Genomic DNA, 15,572 nt, shown 5'->3' with positions numbered 1-15,572 from the left:
AGATCAGCGGCAAATCTGCAGCCGTCAGGTTGGAAATTAAGCTCGTAGTGCTTGCATTAAATCCACATTTCAGGAGAAAAATTAGAATGAAAGCCACAAAATTCAACATTTCCAGACGCGGTCTGTTGGCTGGCGGCCTTGCCACCCCCTTCGTCAGCATGATGCCGCACGTGCTCATGCCTGCGCACGCCGCCGAGACGGTGAAGCTTCAGTTCATGTATCCCGTCGGTGTTTCGGGCGATATCAACACGATCATTTCGGGCATGATAGACGAGTTCAACGCGACCCATGACGGGATCGTCGTCGAGGCGATCTACGCCGGTAGCTACGACAACACCGAACAGAAGGTTATTACGTCGCTCGGTGTCGGCGAACCACCCTCACTGTGGCTCCCGATCAACTCCTCGCTGCAGACATTCCTGGGCCTTGATGCACTCGAGGACATTACCGAGCAGGCCAAGTCCGACGATATCTACGACGATTTCATCGGCGGTTTTCTTGGCACCGCGATTTCCGATGACCGTCTCTACGGGCTTTCCTTCCAGCCTTCGACGCCGGTCCTCTATTACAACAAGGATGCCTTTGCAGAAGTCGGCATTCCCGAAGCGCCGCAGACCTGGGACCAGCTTTTCGAAACAGCCAAAGCTCTGACGGTTCGCGATGGCGACGAGCTGAAACGCTGGGGCCTGATCATCGGCGGCGGCTGGCACGACTGGATGTTTGAGGGTTATTGCCGTCAGAACGGCCTGGTTCCTTGGGAGCAGGACAAGGTTCTGTGGGATCGCCCGGAATCTGTCGAGGCGCTCGCATTCTGGAAAACCATGGTTGATGCCGGCTGCATGGCGCCTGCTTCGACATGGCAGGGCTCCGCCAACGACTTCATGGCCGGCTCGACCGCGATGCTCTACCACTCCACCGGCTCGCTGACCAACCTGCGCACCTCCTCTCCGTTCGAGGTTGGCGTGGCCTTCATGCCGAAGCGGAAGACCTGGGGCGCTTCGCAGGGTGGCGGACCGATCATGATCGCCAAGAACCAGTCGGACGCCCAGAAGGAAGCCGCCTATACCTTCGCGCGCTGGATGACCAACACCGAAAACCAGGCCGCATGGAGCCGCGCTACGGGCTACCTTGCCGTGCGCAAATCCTCCTGGGAAATGCCTGAAATGCAGGAATATCTGGTTGAGGTTCCGCAGGCCAAGGTTGCCATGGAGCAGTCGGCCTATTCCGGTGCATTCCTGCAGGTTCCGGCCTATTCCAAGGCACGCGAAGTGCTGAAGAGCGCCATCGATCGCACGCTTGCCGGTGAAGTCGAAGTGGAAGCTGCACTTGCCAGCGCCACGGACGAGGTGAACCGCGAGATTGCCCGCGTCATGCGTCGCCAGCAGCGCGGCTGACAAACTTTGGCAATGAAGGGCGCGGACCAGGTGGTCCGCGCCCTTGTTTCATCCCTTTCAGGATAGCCACATGTCTCAAAACCTCGCTCGCACACAGAGAAAGGAAATGCTGCTGGCCTATGCCCTGCTGCTTCCCTCTCTGGTATTCCTTGCGGCATTCACCTATTGGCCGATCGTGCGCTCGATCTGGTTCAGCCTGCATGATGTCTTGCTCGGCGATCCGGACATCTACTGGCTCGGCGCGGAAAACTATCTGAGACTTCTCAACGACCGGCTTTTCTGGAAGGTTCTCGGGAACACCGCTTTCTACACGCTCACCTCCGTTCCGCTTTCGATTGCCGCAGCACTGCTTCTGGCTGTCGCGCTTGACAGCAAGTTGCGCGGCATGGCGATCTACCGGTCTGCTTTCTTCTATCCAGTGATGATCCCCTCGGTCGCGGCGGGCATGGTCTGGGTCTTTCTGTATGCGCCGGGTTACGGTCCCATCAACGAGGCGTTGACCGGGCTTGGCCTGCCGCGTCTTGACTGGCTCTATGACAGCAAATGGGCGCTTCCGGCCATCGTGATCATGAGCATCTGGAAATATTCCGGCTATTTCATGCTGATCCTGCTGGCGGCCCTGAAGCTCGTGCCCTCGGATCTGCACGAGGCGGCCAAGCTTGATGGCATAAGCGCCTGGGACCGGCTCATCCACATCACAATCCCGATGATCTCGCCGACGCTCTATTTCGTCATCATCATCGGTACGCTGCATAGCTATCAGATCTTCGACTATGTCTATGTGATGACCCAGGGCGGCCCCGCCGACAGCACCAATGTGCTGACCTTCTATATCTATCAGAACGGGTTCCAGTATCAGGATATCGGCTACGCTTCGGCTCTGGCGAATGCGCTTCTCATCTTCGTACTTGGACTTATCGGCCTGGTTTCCCTGACACTTGGACGCCGCGTCCACTACCTCGGAGAACGGTAATGGTCCTCGACACATCTGTGACGCCCGATATTGCCTCCGCTCCGGCTGCTGCTCGCCGCTCCGGCTGGCGGCGAGCGCTGAAAGGCCAATGGCTGCATCTCATCATGCTGCCACTCGCGTTTCTCTGGCTTTGCCCACTGATCTGGATTGCGGTTACCTCGCTGAAAACAAGCGCGGAAGTGTTCGACCCAGCTGCCGGCTTCTTTCCCGCGACACCCAATTTCTCGAACTATCCGAGCACGCTTTCGGTTGCGCCTTTCGGGAAGTACCTGGTGAACTCGATCATCGTCACCAGTTCAATTCTGGCTGCCCAGCTCGTGACGATCACGCTTGCGGCCTATGCTTTTGCGCGGCTGAACTTTCCCGGCAAGAACGTCCTGTTCACGCTGTTTCTGCTGCAGGTGATGTTTCCGATCTATGCGATCTTTCTCACCAATTTCGTGACGCTAAGGGAAATGGGACTGGTCAATACCATCCCGGCGATGATCGTGCCCTTCGTTGCATCCGGTTATGGCACATTCATGCTGCGCCAGAGTTTCCGTCAGGTTCCTTCGGAACTCTCCGATGCAGCACGGCTTGATGGCTGCAATCACCTTGAGATCCTGTGGCATGTCTATCTGCCGCTGGTGCAGCCGACGCTGATCGCCTTCGGCATCATCTCGGTCGTGACCCACTGGAACGATTACATGTGGCCGCTTCTGGTTACCAATTCGGAAGATATCCGCACCTTGCCGATCGGGCTTGGCCTGCTCGCCAAGGCAGACAGCGGCGCCGACTGGCCGCGGCTGATGGCCGGCACCACCATTGTGGTATCGCCGCTTCTGGTGCTGTTCGTGATCTTCCAGCGGCGCTTCATCGACAGCTTCATGCATACCGGCGTCAAGTGACGCTGCAATTCGGAGATAAAACATGGCCACTGTTCAGCTGGACAATGTCAGCAAATCCTATGGCAAGAGCCGGACTGTGCATGACATCAATCTGACGATTGAAGACAAGGAATTCATGGTGATGGTCGGGCCATCGGGCTGCGGCAAGTCGACCACGCTCAGGATGATTGCTGGACTTGAAGACATTACCACGGGCCAGCTGGTGATCGACGGGCGCGACGTGACCGATGTTTCGCCGCAGAAACGCGACATCGCCATGGTGTTCCAGAGCTACGCGCTCTATCCGCACATGACGGCCTATCGCAACATGGCTTTTGGCCTGATGAAGACGACGCGACTGACAAAGCCGGAAATCAACACCCGCATTCACGAGGCAGCTGAAATCCTGCATATCACCGATCTGCTCGACCGGCGACCGAAGGAGCTTTCGGGCGGCGAGCGGCAGCGCGTTGCTATCGGCCGGGCGCTTGTCCGAAAGCCCAAGGTGTTCCTGTTTGATGAACCGCTCTCCAATCTCGACGCAAAGCTGCGCAACCGCATGCGTGCCGAGTTGAAGCGCCTCCATACCGAACTGGGACTGACCGTTATCTATGTGACGCACGATCAGATCGAGGCGATGACGCTTGGAACGCGCGTTGCGATGATGTCGAAGGGCCGTCTTCAGCAGGTTGGCGCGCCGATGGAACTTTACATGAAGCCTGCCAACACCTTCGTTGCGACCTTTATCGGCTCGCCCGAAATGGGACTGATCCCGTGCAAGTCCTCTGCCGGCAAGATCGGTCACAATGCATTCATTCAGGAAATCGCGATTGGAAACGATCTGCCGAACGACATCATCATCGGCATTCGTCCGGAGGAGATGACAATCACCCAGCACGGAATGGCCCGCGGGCGCGTGGAACGGACAGAACTGATTGGTGCCGAAGCGCTGGTCGAGGTGGCGCTTGGCGAACACCACGTTGTCATCAAGAGCCCGGTCATGGGAGCACCGGAAATCGGCGATGATGTCGGTGTCGACTTCGATCTCGCCCGGATGCGGGTGTTCGATGCCGCTTCCGGCCATGCTATTTGGCCGCAGGCCTGATGGGGGTAGAATGAGCCGCTCAGTTAGACAACAACAGATCCTGAACTTGCTGGAAACGCGGGGGCGCGCTGCGATATCGTTTCTCGCCGAAGAATTCGAGGTCTCCGACGAGACGATCCGGCGTGACCTGAAAGTGCTGTCCGGCGAAGGCATCGTTGAGAAGTTTCATGGCGGTGTGCGCTTGTCGATGCCGCGCGCCGAACCGCCCTTCGAGCGCCGCCTGACCGAGGCTTCGGCAGCGAAGGCCGCCATTGCCGCGCGGGCTGCAAAGCATATCCGCGAGGGTGCGACCCTACTGTTGGACAACTCCACAACCGCCTGCTTTCTCGCGCGGGAACTGACCCGGCGCGAACCGATGACAATCCTGACGATCTCGCTGGAAGTTGCCCAGATTCTTGCCACATCCGGCAAGCAGCATCGCGTGATCATACCGGGCGGAGAACTGCGTTCTGCCGACAAGACGATCATCGGTGCAGGTGCGATCAGCTTCCTGTCGGAATTCACGCCGAGCTATTTCGTAATGTCGGTGGTCGCCGGCTCCGTCAATGGCTGTCAGGATTTCGATCTCTTCGAGGTCGAGTTCAAGCGCGCCATGCTGTCGCGCGCCGATGAAACCATCCTGTTGATGGATTCCAGCAAGTTTTCGAAATCGGGACTCGTTCAGGTCTGCAGCTGGTCGGATATCGACGTGCTGGTGACCGATCACGCTCCACAGGAAGTCCTTGACCAAATCGAATACGGACATGTGCTGCTGTCTGAGACAGCGCCGTCTGGAGAAGCTGAATGAACACATTGGACGATTTTGAAGCCGCCGCGAAGAATGCGCTGGCAGCGTCGCGCAAGCTGGCACGTTCGCATTTTCGCCAAGGGTTGGAGGTCGATCACAAAAGCGACCAAAGCCCGGTAACGCAGGCAGATCGCGCCATCGAAGAAAGCATGAAAGCCGTGCTGAGCGGGCTTTTTCCCGAACATGGAATATTCGGAGAGGAATTCGGCGTGTCTGGAAGCGATGCGCGTTACCTCTGGGTGCTTGATCCAATCGATGGAACCAAGAGTTTCATTTCCGGCGTACCCATCTTCGGAACACTGATAGCCCTGCTGGACAATGGCTCGCCCGTGCTCGGCGGGATCGACATTCCGATCCTCAACGAAACCTGGATCGCCCTGAAAGACAGCCCCACCCAAATCAATGGTAAGCCATGCCGGAGTGGATCGTGCGAACAGCTGGATGAGGCAATCCTCTTTGCCACGTCGCCGGATCAATTTGACAACGATGAATATGCTGCCTTCGAGGCGCTCAGCAGTGCCTGCTCATCGAGGAGGTTTGGTGGCGATTGCTATAGCTACGGCCTGTTGGCATCGGGACATATCGACCTCATTATGGAAGCCGGACTTGAACCCTATGACTACCTTGCGCTTGTGCCGGTCGTGACCGGTGCTGGCGGCGTCATCACCGACTGGCAGGGCAAGCCGCTGACGCTTCAGTCAAAAGGGCAAGTGATCGCTGCCGCCACGCCGGCGCTTCACCGCGCCGCACTTCTGCGGCTTTCTATCTGTCCATGATAGACGTTAAGCAGTGCCGGAACAGCCTGGTATTTTGATCTGAGGTGACATGGTCTTCGGGCGCCATCCAGACATGACAACACCATCCGAAGTGGTAACGCCGCGTGGCCCTCGGTTGCTCAGGCGCAGCGCATGGAACTGTCGTTTCCATTGCGTCTCGCCGCCATGCTGTATAGGTTTCGCAATACTGAATTCAGGCGAGCCCAACGGGGCACTTCGGCCCCCGATATATCGAAGGGCCGATCAGAACGCGCATGAGATGGGATCAAAGCATGACCGACCCCTATGAGACCCTCGGCGTTGCTCGCACCGCGACCGACAAGGAGATCAAGGATGCGTTCAAGAAGCTTGCGCGCAAATATCATCCTGATCTGCATCCGGATGACAAGACGGCCGAGGAGAGGTTCAAGACCATCTCGGCGGCAAACGACCTGCTCAAGGACAAGGAGAAGCGTCGGCGGTTCGACGCGGGCGAGATCGACGCCAGCGGAGCGGAGAAGCCCCAACAGCGGTATTACCGTGATTTCGCCGACGGACCGGGCCACCCTTCCCACGCAGCGCAGGATGGCTTTGCCGGTAATGAGGATCTGGAGGATTTTCTGGCCCGCGCTTTCGGCGCCGGGGCCGGGACGAGACAGTCACAGGGCTCATTTCGGGCGCGGGGGCAGGATGTGAGCTACGTGCTGCCGGTCAGCTTCATGGACGCGGCCAACGGCGCTGTTCGCACCATCACATTGCCCAAGGGCAAGACACTGAACGTGACCATCCCCGAGGGCGCCGACGACCGGCAGATGTTGCGGCTGAAAGGCCAGGGCATGCCCGGCTTCGGCGGCGGGCCGGCCGGTGACGCCTTTGTCGAACTGCATGTCGAGCCGCACGCGTTTTTCCACCGCAAGGACGACAATATCCATGTGGAGGTACCTGTCACGCTGAAAGAAGCCGTACTGGGGGCGCGGATCACCGTGCCGACGATCAGCGGATCGGTCGCCGTAACGATTCCAAAAGGCGCGAATACCGGCCAGACGTTGCGACTGCGCGACAAGGGAGTTCTCGACCGCAAGACCGGCAAGCGCGGACACCAGTTGATCACTCTGAAGGTCGTTTTGCCCGCTGGCGATGAACCGGAATTGGCGGCGTTTCTGGAGACCTGGCAGCCGAAGTCTCCGGACGAACCGCGCAAGGAGATGCTGAAATGATGCGCGTTGACGAAATTGTCGAGCAGATAGAGGCCCTTCAGCGAAGCGATCTCGACGCCTGGATCAGCGAGGCGCTGATCTCGCCACAGGAAGATGCCGGAGCTCTGTTCTTTTCGGAGATGGAATGCGCACGCATCCGCCTGATCTGCACCCTGCATTATGAACTGGAGATCGACGCGGAAACTGTGCCCGTTGTGCTGTCTCTGGTCGATCAGCTTCACCAGACCCGCCAGCGCCTGCTGAAACTGACGGCCGCCGTGGCGGCGCAGGACAAGGCCGTGCAGGCCGCAATTCTCGCTGCAATCGATCTGGGCAGTGGGGCTGACAAGAAGTCATAGGGTGTTTTCGCGGGTGATGATCACAGACAAGCTGTGATCCAATGGTGTCGTACAGGCGTTGCTGTAACGCGCCTATGTCATAGTCTCCCGTGAACATGAACACCGGCTTTGTGGCGAGCCTGCTGGAATTGTCCGGGCTGGGCTGGTCCGTGCCGGACTTCAGTACCCCTTCCCGGCGGCAGAAGACCACGAATGTCACCATTCCCTATCGTGGATCCAAGGTGCCGTTGCACCTGCTCGTGGACAGCACCGGCATCAAGGTCGAGGGTGAAGGCGAGTGGCACAGCCGCAAGCATGGTGCCTCGAAGCGCCGTGTGTGGCGCAGGATCCATCTCGAGATAGACGAGGGAACATTAGAGTCTGTCAGGTTTATTCTGAACCATATCCTGCATGTCTGAGATAGTTGGAGCACTCCTGGGGGCTGAAGAGCTTGAGGAGTTCACCGATACGTCTCCATGTTGTCTCGACGGTTCGTTCGTCCGCCTTTCTGACGAGCGTCTTGAGCTTTGCGAACATCATCTCGATGGGATTGAGGTCCGGGCTTTAGGGCGGCAGGAAGAAGAGATGCGCACCGACATCGCGGACTGCATCGCGTGCCGGCTTTCCTTTGTGGCTTCCCAGATTGTCGAGGATGACGATGTCACCGGCCTTGAGTGTCGGGACCAGACATTGCTGGACCCATGCGGTAAAGGCGATGCCATTGATGGGACCATCGAGCACGAGGGGCGCCACGATGCTGTCGCGCCGTAAGCCGGCCAGGAAGGTCGGCGTCTTCCAATGACCATGAGGGACTTTTGCAATGAGAGGCTCGCCCCGCTGACACCAGCCGCGGGTGCGTGTCATGTTGGTCTTGACCCAGGTCTCATCGATGAAGACAAGCCGATCCGGATCAAGCCGATGCTGATGGGTCTTCCAGCGCATCCGGAACCGGGCCACTTTCGGGCGGTCCTGTTCGCTTGCCACCAGTGTTTTTTTTAAAGGTCTTGCCCTCGCCGCGCAGGAACCGCCAGACGGTGTCATGAGACACGTTGATCCCCGCGGCCTTCTGGTCAGCCGACAATGCGCGCACCGTCCAGTCGGACTTGACCTGCAGCCGCTGACGCACGGCGTCGGCCGCCGCGCCCCTCAGTGTCGGCTTGACATAGCCGCCAATCTTCGCCGGCTTCAGGCCTTTACCTGAACGGTCGAGCTGTCCGATCCGTACCGCTGTTGCCGCCGACACGCCAAAGCGCTCCGCTGCGGCGCGAACCGTCATGCCATCAGTCAGCGCTGCCGCAATGCGTGTTCGCAAATCAAGTGAAAGAGGTCGCACCATCATTGCCGGCCTCCTCACCAGCAATGATCTTGAGACCCATGTCCCTGATCGGCATGGTGGCTCGCCTCGCAATATGTTGGCAACGAGGGTTAACTTTGCAGCCAGAGCCTCAAACATAGGAGACGAGCCGTGACCGATGATACAGCACTTTACGTTGGTTTGGATGTGAGCAAAGAAAAAATAGCCATTGGCCTGGCGGAAGCTGGCCGCAAGGGAGAGGTGCGTTACTACGGCGAAATCGCCAACCGTGCTGATGCAGTGCGCAAATTTGTCGATAGGCTTGCAGGACGTCACGGACGCCTGTGCCTTTGCTATGAGGCTGGCCCGACAGGCTACGGACTGTATCGCCAACTTCGCGATCTTGGCCATGAATGCCTTGTCGTTGCACCATCGTTGGTTCCCACGCGTCCAGGGCTTCAGATCAAGACGGATCGCCGGGACGCTGTCGCGCTTGCCGCGTTGTTGCGTGCCGGTGAACTGTCGTCCATTTGGGTTCCCGACGAAACACATGAGGCCATGCGCGATCTTTGCCGGGCGCGGGAGGCGTCCGTCTCGGATCTACGGCGGGCACGCCAGCACCTGTTGTCGTTTCTGCTCCGGCACGGGCGGGTCTTCGAAGGCCGGTCTCACTGGACAAGGGCTCATCGAAACTGGTTGGCGACACAGCGCTTTGATCATCGCGCGCAGCAAATTGCCATGGAAGAATATATTCGTGCCATTGAGCAGATCGAGGAGCGGCGCGACCGGCTGACACGGCAAATGGTGGAGCTCTTGCAGGATTGGTCGCTTAACCCGATCGTCCAAGCGATCCAAGCCCTGCGTGGTGTCGCGCAGATCTCGGCGATGACATTGGTATCGGAGATCGGCGACTTTAGACGCTTCAGTAATCCGCGTCAGTTCATGGCCTGGCTGGGGCTGGTTCCCAAAGAGCATTCGACCGGTGCCAGCGTGTCGCGTGGGTCGATCACGAAGGCCGGCAACATCCGTGCGCGACGCATGCTGGTCGAAGGCGCCTGGACCTACAGACTGCCCGCGCGTGTAAACCAGGAAATCCTGAAGCGAACGGAGGGGCTGCCTGAAGCAATCAGAGCGATCGCCTGGAAAGCGCAAGTGCGGCTATGCCAGCGGTATCGGCGCATGCAAGCCAGCGGTCGCCCCACCAACATTGTCATCGTCGCCATCGCGCGCGAGCTTGCGGCTTTCGTCTGGGCTATTGCGACAACAGTTCCCATTCCCCCAACAAAGACAGCCTGACGAAGAGGCATCAACGCGAAGGAGAGAAAACAAGTTCAATTCCATCACGCTGCTTATTGCTGGGCGTGGCGGCCGGTCAGGGCAACCCTCGTTGTGATTCTGCGAGCCTGAAATGGCGACACGCGCTATGTGAGACAGAGGAAGGCCCGAGACGAACCACGGTCTTGCGGTATCCAACCCGCGCATCAGAGTCTGATCAACCGTCGTCTCAGCGCCGCCGCGCCCTGCAATAGGCAGCATATCCCCCCTCGTCGACGCTGAAAAAGCGACGCGAAATACCTATGCCAAAATCTTGAAAACGGACATGAGAATCATAATCCATTCAAATCAAAAACTATCTTACAGGTGTGTGACCTACGGGCCGATATGCCTCAGGAACGCCTGGAAACGCTGTGGTGCTTCTTCGGAAAATGCCTGCGCGGCCGGCATGTCCATGACCTTGTGTCCTGCCTCCATGAAAACAAGCCGGTCGGCGATGCGTCGGGCAAAGCCCACCTCATGGGTGACGATGACCATGGTCACGCCCTGACCGGCGAGGGCAGCCATGACGTCGAGCACTTCGTTGACGGTTTCCGGATCCAGCGCCGATGTCGGCTCGTCGAATAGCAAAGCAATCGGATCCATCGACAGAGCCCGCGCGATGGCGACACGCTGGCGTTGCCCGCCGGAAAGTTCGACCGGGAATGCTTGCGCTTGTCTGGCAAGTCCAACCTGCGCAAGCAGGCTGTCCGCCTTTTCAAGAGCCTCGGCCCGTTTCAGTTTTTTCAGCTTGATCAAACCCAGGGCAACGTTCTCGCGGGCGGTATAGGTCTTGAACAGACCGAAATGCTGAAAAACCATACCGACGCGCTGGCGGGTCCGGTTTATCGAGGCCTCGCCGCGACGAACCCTGCTTCCGCCCCTTGTCTCCCAGGGCAGACTTTCGCCTTCAATGCGGATATCGCCCTGATCGGCAGGTTCGATCCAGTTCAGCGTCCGCAGCAACGTGCTCTTGCCCGATCCGGACGGCCCCAGAACGACGACAACCTCGCCGCGGCGAACGATCAGATCAGTGGGATGAAGCGCCGTGTGGCTGCCGAAATCCTTGCTGACACTCTGCGCGTCAATGACCACCGGCGCATCCGAGGCCGGCAGGATGACCGTCGGCTTGAAGTCATCCGGCAATTGCCGGACGGCACTGGTCGCGGCAGAGTCGTTGTTGCGCCCCTTTATGGCGATCTTCTTTTCGAGCCGATGCTGGATGATCGTCCAGATGGTGATGAGCAGCAGATACCAGACCGAGGCGGCGCAATACGCCTCGAGCGCATGCGTGGTCGACTGGGCAAGCTGCTGGGAAACGCGCAGGAGTTCGGCAAACGAAATCGTGGCGAGCAGCGATGTCGCCTTGATCATGTAGCTGAAATTATTGCCGAGCGGCGGCAGGATCGTGCGCAGGGCCTGCGGGAAGATGATCTTGCGGAATGTGATCCACGGTTTCAGGCCGAGCGATGCGGCGGCCTCGCGCTGTTCATCCGGAACGGCCATCAGCCCGGCGCGAACAATGTCGCCCATGCGCGCGGCTTCGTTCAGGCCGAGCGCCAGCAGGCCGGTCGCAACGAGGCTCAGGGTCAGGCCCAGCTGCGGCAGGGCGGAATAAAAGAACAGGATCTGCGCCAGTAGCGGCGTGCCCTTGAACAGCCACAGATAAAACTGGGCCGGCCAGATCAGGCTCCTTTTCTTCGAGGTCATCATCACGCCAAGGCCGGTGCCAAGAACGGTACCGATGGCCTGGGCGACGACGGCAACCCAGATGGTGACGCCAGCGGCGCGCACCACCAGCGGCGATGTGACGAAGTCGATGAAAATGGAAAAGCTGAAGCCCATCGTCAGTCCCTGGAGGCTGTCAACGGCACGAGGCCCGGCTTGAGAGCGCGGCTGGCGTCGAGCACGTGACGGCGGCTCGAACGCTGCCGGCTGAGCGGCAGCGACAGACCGTTCTGCAGTCCCGGCGCGGCCTCGACGGCGGGAATGATGGTGCTGGCAAGCACATTGGCCGCGCCGAACAGCGATTCCAGCGCCGGCTCGATCGTCATTCTGACGGGCATCGCGCCGTCAATCTCGATCCGGTCCGACTCCACAAGGCCGAAACGCGAGGGCTGGTAATACATCGACAGGCAGGTCTGCATGACCATTGCGTCACCGCGATAGGCCTCCGCATACTGGCGGATGCCAACGACGCGCCCGGGGGGCAGGATGCCGAGTGTCGGGTCGCCGCTGTCCACGTCGAAATCGGCGGTTTCCAGGTCCCAGCGCTCCTTGACCGTGTCGATCTCCATGTCCAGGTGGTCGGCGAGCAGCGCCAGCGATTCCGGCGCGCCCATATGGCCGACGATGTCTCCGCGTTCGACGCCGGCATTGAATTGTTCCGGCGTGAGGCCATAGCCGACATGTTCGATATCGCCCGGACCGGTGCCTGTTACATCGATCGTCCGGTTGATGCGCACGGCCGTCACATTGCTGGTCGAGCGGGCGAGAACGAGCGGCAGACTGTCATAGGAGAAGCCGGGATTGATGCCCATGCCTGTGATGCTGACGCCATTGGCACGGGCGAGAGCGTCGAGCCGCTGCGACATCTCGCCAAATCGGAGCCATGGGTAAAACATCGACTCGGCGGCGGAGATGACGTTCAGGCCGGCGTTCAGGGCCGCCGCAAGCTGGGCTTCGATCCGATCGGGCTTTGATTCCGTCATGTGGACAAGCGCTGCCGGCTTTTCAGCAAGCCCGGCAAGACACGTGGAAAGGTCAGGGGTGATCATGACATCGGCGAACCGGCCCGAGCCGCAGACCTCTCCAAGCGTCTTGCCTGCCTTATCGCGGGCGATGTCGAAGGCGCCGACCACGTTCACCGCCCGATAGTCGTTTTCAAGAACACGCAGGAGCCGGCTACCGAGCGCGCCGCAGCCCTGGAGAATAATGTCTGTCATGGGGAATGCCTTTTTTTGGAAGCCGTTTCAGCCGATGGGCTCAATGGCGTCGGGAACCTGGCGGCGGGAACGGGGCGCTGAGCCGCGGGCGGCGATGCCTTCGAGCCAGGCCTGCACGAACAGCCAGAGCGAATACATGAGGAGGTAATAGACCGCAGCAACCGAATAGAGTTCGATGACGCGGTAGGTTTCATTGATCGCCATGCGCGTGACGCGCAGGAGTTCGGCAAATGAAATCACGGAGAGCAGTGAGGTCGTGCGCATCATCGAGGCGAACTCGTTGCCGAAGGGCGGCAGGATGATGCGGAAAGCCTGCGGCATGGCGACATGGCGAATGACTTCGAGGCGGGAAAAGCCCATCGCCCGGGCCGCGAGCGTCTGTTCATGGGGAACGGATTCCAGCCCGGAACGGATAATCTCCGCCATATAGGCTCCGGCATAAAACCCGAGTCCGATCAGGCCGGCTTCGATCACATTGAGCCTTATGCCGAGCTGCGGCAGGCCGAAATAGAGCAGCAGCAGTTGAACGAGCGGCGGCGTGCCGCGCCAGAGCCAGATATAGCCGTGGGAAATCCATCGAAGCGCGGCAACGCGCGACATCGCGAACAGGGCCAGGACCAGACCGATGACGACGGCAATCGCTTGCGCCACGACCGCCACCAGCAGGGTAACGCCGGCAGCGATCAGGAATCTGGGCTGAAACAGATACTCGAAAAAGACGTCGAAAGAAAAATCCATCCGACCATTCCGCAAAAAGAAGAGCCGGTGCGTCGGGGAAGAGCGCACCGGCAGTGTCGAGCTTACTCGCCCGGATTGAGAACGAATTCCGGCACAGCGGAAACGCCCCATTTATCAACGATCTCCTGATAGGAACCATCTTCGCGCATTGTCTGCAGCGCGGCAAGGATACGGTCCGCCAAGGCAGTATTATCCTTCAGCGTCGCAATCGCGAGCTGGTTTGCGGCGTAGCCTGCAAAGGCGATCTCATACGGGGCCCCGGACTGGCTGATATAGAAGGCGGCCTGCGGATCATTCAGATATGCGGCATCCGCCTGCCCGGATGTCAGGGCCTGGATGGCTTCGGAGTTGGAATCGAAGGCGCGAATGTCGATGCCGTCGAGATCGGCAGCCTTCATCCGGTTGCTTTCTTCTTCAAGATGCTTGTTGGTCGTGCCTCCAGCGGCAACCGATACGGTCTTGCCGGCAAGACCATCGAAGCAGGCGTCATAGCTTTCAGCCTTGCCGATCTGGCCTTCACAGCTGATGCCGTCCGGATTTCCTTCGGGCACCATCAGCCCTTCGCCCCACTGGACATAGGAAATCATGTTCATGATCTTCAGCCGGTCGGGATTGATGAAGATTGCCGTGCACAGCGCGTCGAAGCGTTTGGCCTGCAAGCCGGGAACAAGTCCGGAGAACGCGAGATTGGTCCATTCGATGTCGTCGCCCATGCGCTCGGCGATAGCGCCGCACATATCGACATTGAGTCCGTCTTTTGAACCGTCCGTCTTGATAAACTGGTTCGGCGCCGCGGCGAAGTCCGCGGCAAAGTGAACCGTGCCGTCCTTGAGCGTGTCACCCGCGAAGGCCGGAGCCGCGTAAACACATGTAGCGGCCAGCGCCAGCGCCAGACCTCTTCTTGCTGATTTCATGATCGTTCGTCCTCTGTTGGCGCACCTTCGTGCTTCACATATTTTTCAAAATATTATTGATATATTACGGCTACATTGTCAAATATATATTTGTTAAGGGTCACCATGTCGGCGCACCGCGTTACCAGATTGAATTTTAATAGGTTTTCAGGATTGTCAGAAACGCATCGCCTCGCTTCGCCTCAAAGATCTACGGCCGGAGCTATTTTGAGTTGACGGTTCGAATACCCTCTAATATATCTTGAATAATATTCATAAAATATCCCAAAACAGCCCGCTAAAGGCAACACAGGTTCATGAAAATAGCCGTCCTGAATCCCAACAGCTCCACGGCGGTAACGCGGTCCATGGAACGATGCCTCGAACCGCTGATCGCCAACACCATCCATGAGATCGTCTGCACCGAACTTGCCGCTGCTCCCGTCGGGATCGAGGACGACGACGACGTCGCGATGGTGGCCCCGATGGTGGAATCCTTTGTTCGGGAAACCGAAGCGGACGCATTCGTCATCGCCTGCTTCTCCGATCCGGGTGTTGCCGCCGCTCGACTGGCAACATCGAAGCCGGTTTTCGGCATCGCCGAAACGGCCTACTGCACCGCCCTTCTCCACGGTCGCCACTTCGGCGTTGTCTCGCTCGGCCAATCCTCGATCGCGCGCCATCGGGTTCAGATCGAACGCCACGGGCTTCTCGGACGGCTGGCGGGAGATCGCTCGATCGACATGAGCGTGGCCGAGGCCAACGACATCGAAAATGCCAGTGAGGCGGTCCAGCGCGTCGGTGCTGAGCTGAAGGCGGATGGCGCGGAGGTTCTGATCCTCGGCTGCGCCGGCATGGGGGAGCAGCGTCCGGTTCTGCAGAGGCTGATGGGCACAATCGTTATCGATCCGGTTCAGGCCGGCGTCTCGGCTGCGATCAACGCGCTTGATCTCGGCTACAATCAGGGAAAGTGA

The 15,572-nt window shown here is 59.1% G+C and carries 14 protein-coding genes and 2 pseudogenes; 11 read left to right on the top strand and 5 right to left on the bottom strand.

Annotated features, from left to right (window positions below; all coding sequences use genetic code 11):
- Positions 1–86: 86 nt before the first annotated feature.
- The 9 genes and pseudogenes from HQ843_RS26905 to HQ843_RS26865 all read left to right on the top strand — a co-directional run.
- Positions 87–1,394, top strand: coding sequence for an ABC transporter substrate-binding protein (locus tag HQ843_RS26905; RefSeq protein ID WP_180902683.1), 1,308 nt, complete (start codon positions 87–89; stop codon positions 1,392–1,394).
- A gap of 70 nt (positions 1,395–1,464) precedes the next feature.
- Complete coding sequence (locus HQ843_RS26900) at positions 1,465–2,367, top strand: carbohydrate ABC transporter permease (RefSeq protein WP_180902684.1); 903 nt, start codon at positions 1,465–1,467, stop codon at positions 2,365–2,367.
- Positions 2,367–3,254, top strand: coding sequence for a carbohydrate ABC transporter permease (locus HQ843_RS26895; RefSeq protein WP_180902685.1), 888 nt, complete (start codon positions 2,367–2,369; stop codon positions 3,252–3,254). The genes HQ843_RS26900 and HQ843_RS26895 overlap by 1 nt, the downstream gene beginning before the upstream one ends.
- Positions 3,255–3,276: 22 nt before the next feature.
- Positions 3,277–4,338 carry an ABC transporter ATP-binding protein gene (locus tag HQ843_RS26890; protein WP_180902686.1) on the top strand — a complete coding sequence of 354 codons (1,062 nt, stop codon included), beginning with the start codon at positions 3,277–3,279 and terminating at the stop codon, positions 4,336–4,338.
- Positions 4,339–4,348: 10 nt separating this feature from the next.
- Positions 4,349–5,125, top strand: coding sequence for a DeoR/GlpR family DNA-binding transcription regulator (locus HQ843_RS26885; protein WP_180902687.1), 777 nt, complete (start codon positions 4,349–4,351; stop codon positions 5,123–5,125).
- Positions 5,122–5,901: a histidinol-phosphatase gene (gene hisN / locus HQ843_RS26880; protein WP_180902688.1), complete on the top strand. Its 780-nt coding sequence runs from the start codon at positions 5,122–5,124 to the stop codon at positions 5,899–5,901. Before HQ843_RS26885 ends, hisN begins: the two co-directional genes overlap by 4 nt.
- A gap of 272 nt (positions 5,902–6,173) precedes the next feature.
- A complete protein-coding gene (locus HQ843_RS26875; protein WP_180902689.1) occupies positions 6,174–7,097 on the top strand; it encodes a DnaJ C-terminal domain-containing protein in 924 nt (307 codons plus the stop codon).
- Positions 7,094–7,435 (top strand): chaperone modulator CbpM, encoded by a 342-nt coding sequence (locus HQ843_RS26870; protein WP_180902690.1) that lies wholly within the window; start codon positions 7,094–7,096, stop codon positions 7,433–7,435. The genes HQ843_RS26875 and HQ843_RS26870 overlap by 4 nt, the downstream gene beginning before the upstream one ends.
- Before the next feature lie 89 nt (positions 7,436–7,524).
- A pseudogene (locus HQ843_RS26865) lies at positions 7,525–7,794 on the top strand (transposase); the annotation flags it as partial.
- A 10-nt stretch (positions 7,795–7,804) separates the two neighbouring features.
- On the opposite strand, the pseudogene HQ843_RS26860 reads toward HQ843_RS26865, so the two are convergent.
- Positions 7,805–8,750, bottom strand: a pseudogene (locus tag HQ843_RS26860) (IS630 family transposase).
- A 129-nt stretch (positions 8,751–8,879) separates the two neighbouring features.
- Between HQ843_RS26860 and HQ843_RS26855 the strand changes: the two are divergent.
- A complete protein-coding gene (locus tag HQ843_RS26855) occupies positions 8,880–10,004 on the top strand; it encodes an IS110 family RNA-guided transposase (RefSeq protein ID WP_180902691.1) in 1,125 nt (374 codons plus the stop codon).
- A gap of 354 nt (positions 10,005–10,358) precedes the next feature.
- On the opposite strand, the gene HQ843_RS29870 is transcribed toward HQ843_RS26855, so the two are convergent.
- The 4 genes from HQ843_RS29870 to HQ843_RS26835 all read right to left on the bottom strand — a co-directional run bounded on the left by HQ843_RS29870 (position 10,359) and on the right by HQ843_RS26835 (position 14,619).
- The gene (locus HQ843_RS29870; RefSeq protein WP_180902692.1) at positions 10,359–11,867 is read right to left on the bottom strand and encodes an amino acid ABC transporter permease/ATP-binding protein; all 1,509 of its coding nucleotides are present in this window, start codon (positions 11,865–11,867) and stop codon (positions 10,359–10,361) included.
- Positions 11,868–11,869: 2 nt separating this feature from the next.
- Positions 11,870–12,967 (bottom strand): NAD(P)H-dependent amine dehydrogenase family protein, encoded by a 1,098-nt coding sequence (locus tag HQ843_RS26845; protein WP_180902693.1) that lies wholly within the window; start codon positions 12,965–12,967, stop codon positions 11,870–11,872.
- A gap of 27 nt (positions 12,968–12,994) precedes the next feature.
- The gene (locus tag HQ843_RS26840) at positions 12,995–13,705 is read right to left on the bottom strand and encodes an amino acid ABC transporter permease (protein ID WP_180902694.1); all 711 of its coding nucleotides are present in this window, start codon (positions 13,703–13,705) and stop codon (positions 12,995–12,997) included.
- Between the two features lie 62 nt (positions 13,706–13,767).
- Entirely contained in the window at positions 13,768–14,619 is an 852-nt protein-coding gene (locus HQ843_RS26835; RefSeq protein WP_180902695.1) for an ABC transporter substrate-binding protein, read from the bottom strand.
- A 296-nt stretch (positions 14,620–14,915) separates the two neighbouring features.
- Between HQ843_RS26835 and HQ843_RS26830 the strand changes: the two genes are divergently transcribed.
- Positions 14,916–15,572: an aspartate/glutamate racemase family protein gene (locus HQ843_RS26830; RefSeq protein WP_180902696.1), complete on the top strand. Its 657-nt coding sequence runs from the start codon at positions 14,916–14,918 to the stop codon at positions 15,570–15,572.

This window comes from Martelella sp. NC20 (assembly GCF_013459645.1).
GTDB lineage: Bacteria > Pseudomonadota > Alphaproteobacteria > Rhizobiales > Rhizobiaceae > Martelella.
The sequence above is the reverse complement of the archived record's forward strand: the minus strand, read 5'-3'. Positions and strand labels throughout refer to the sequence as shown.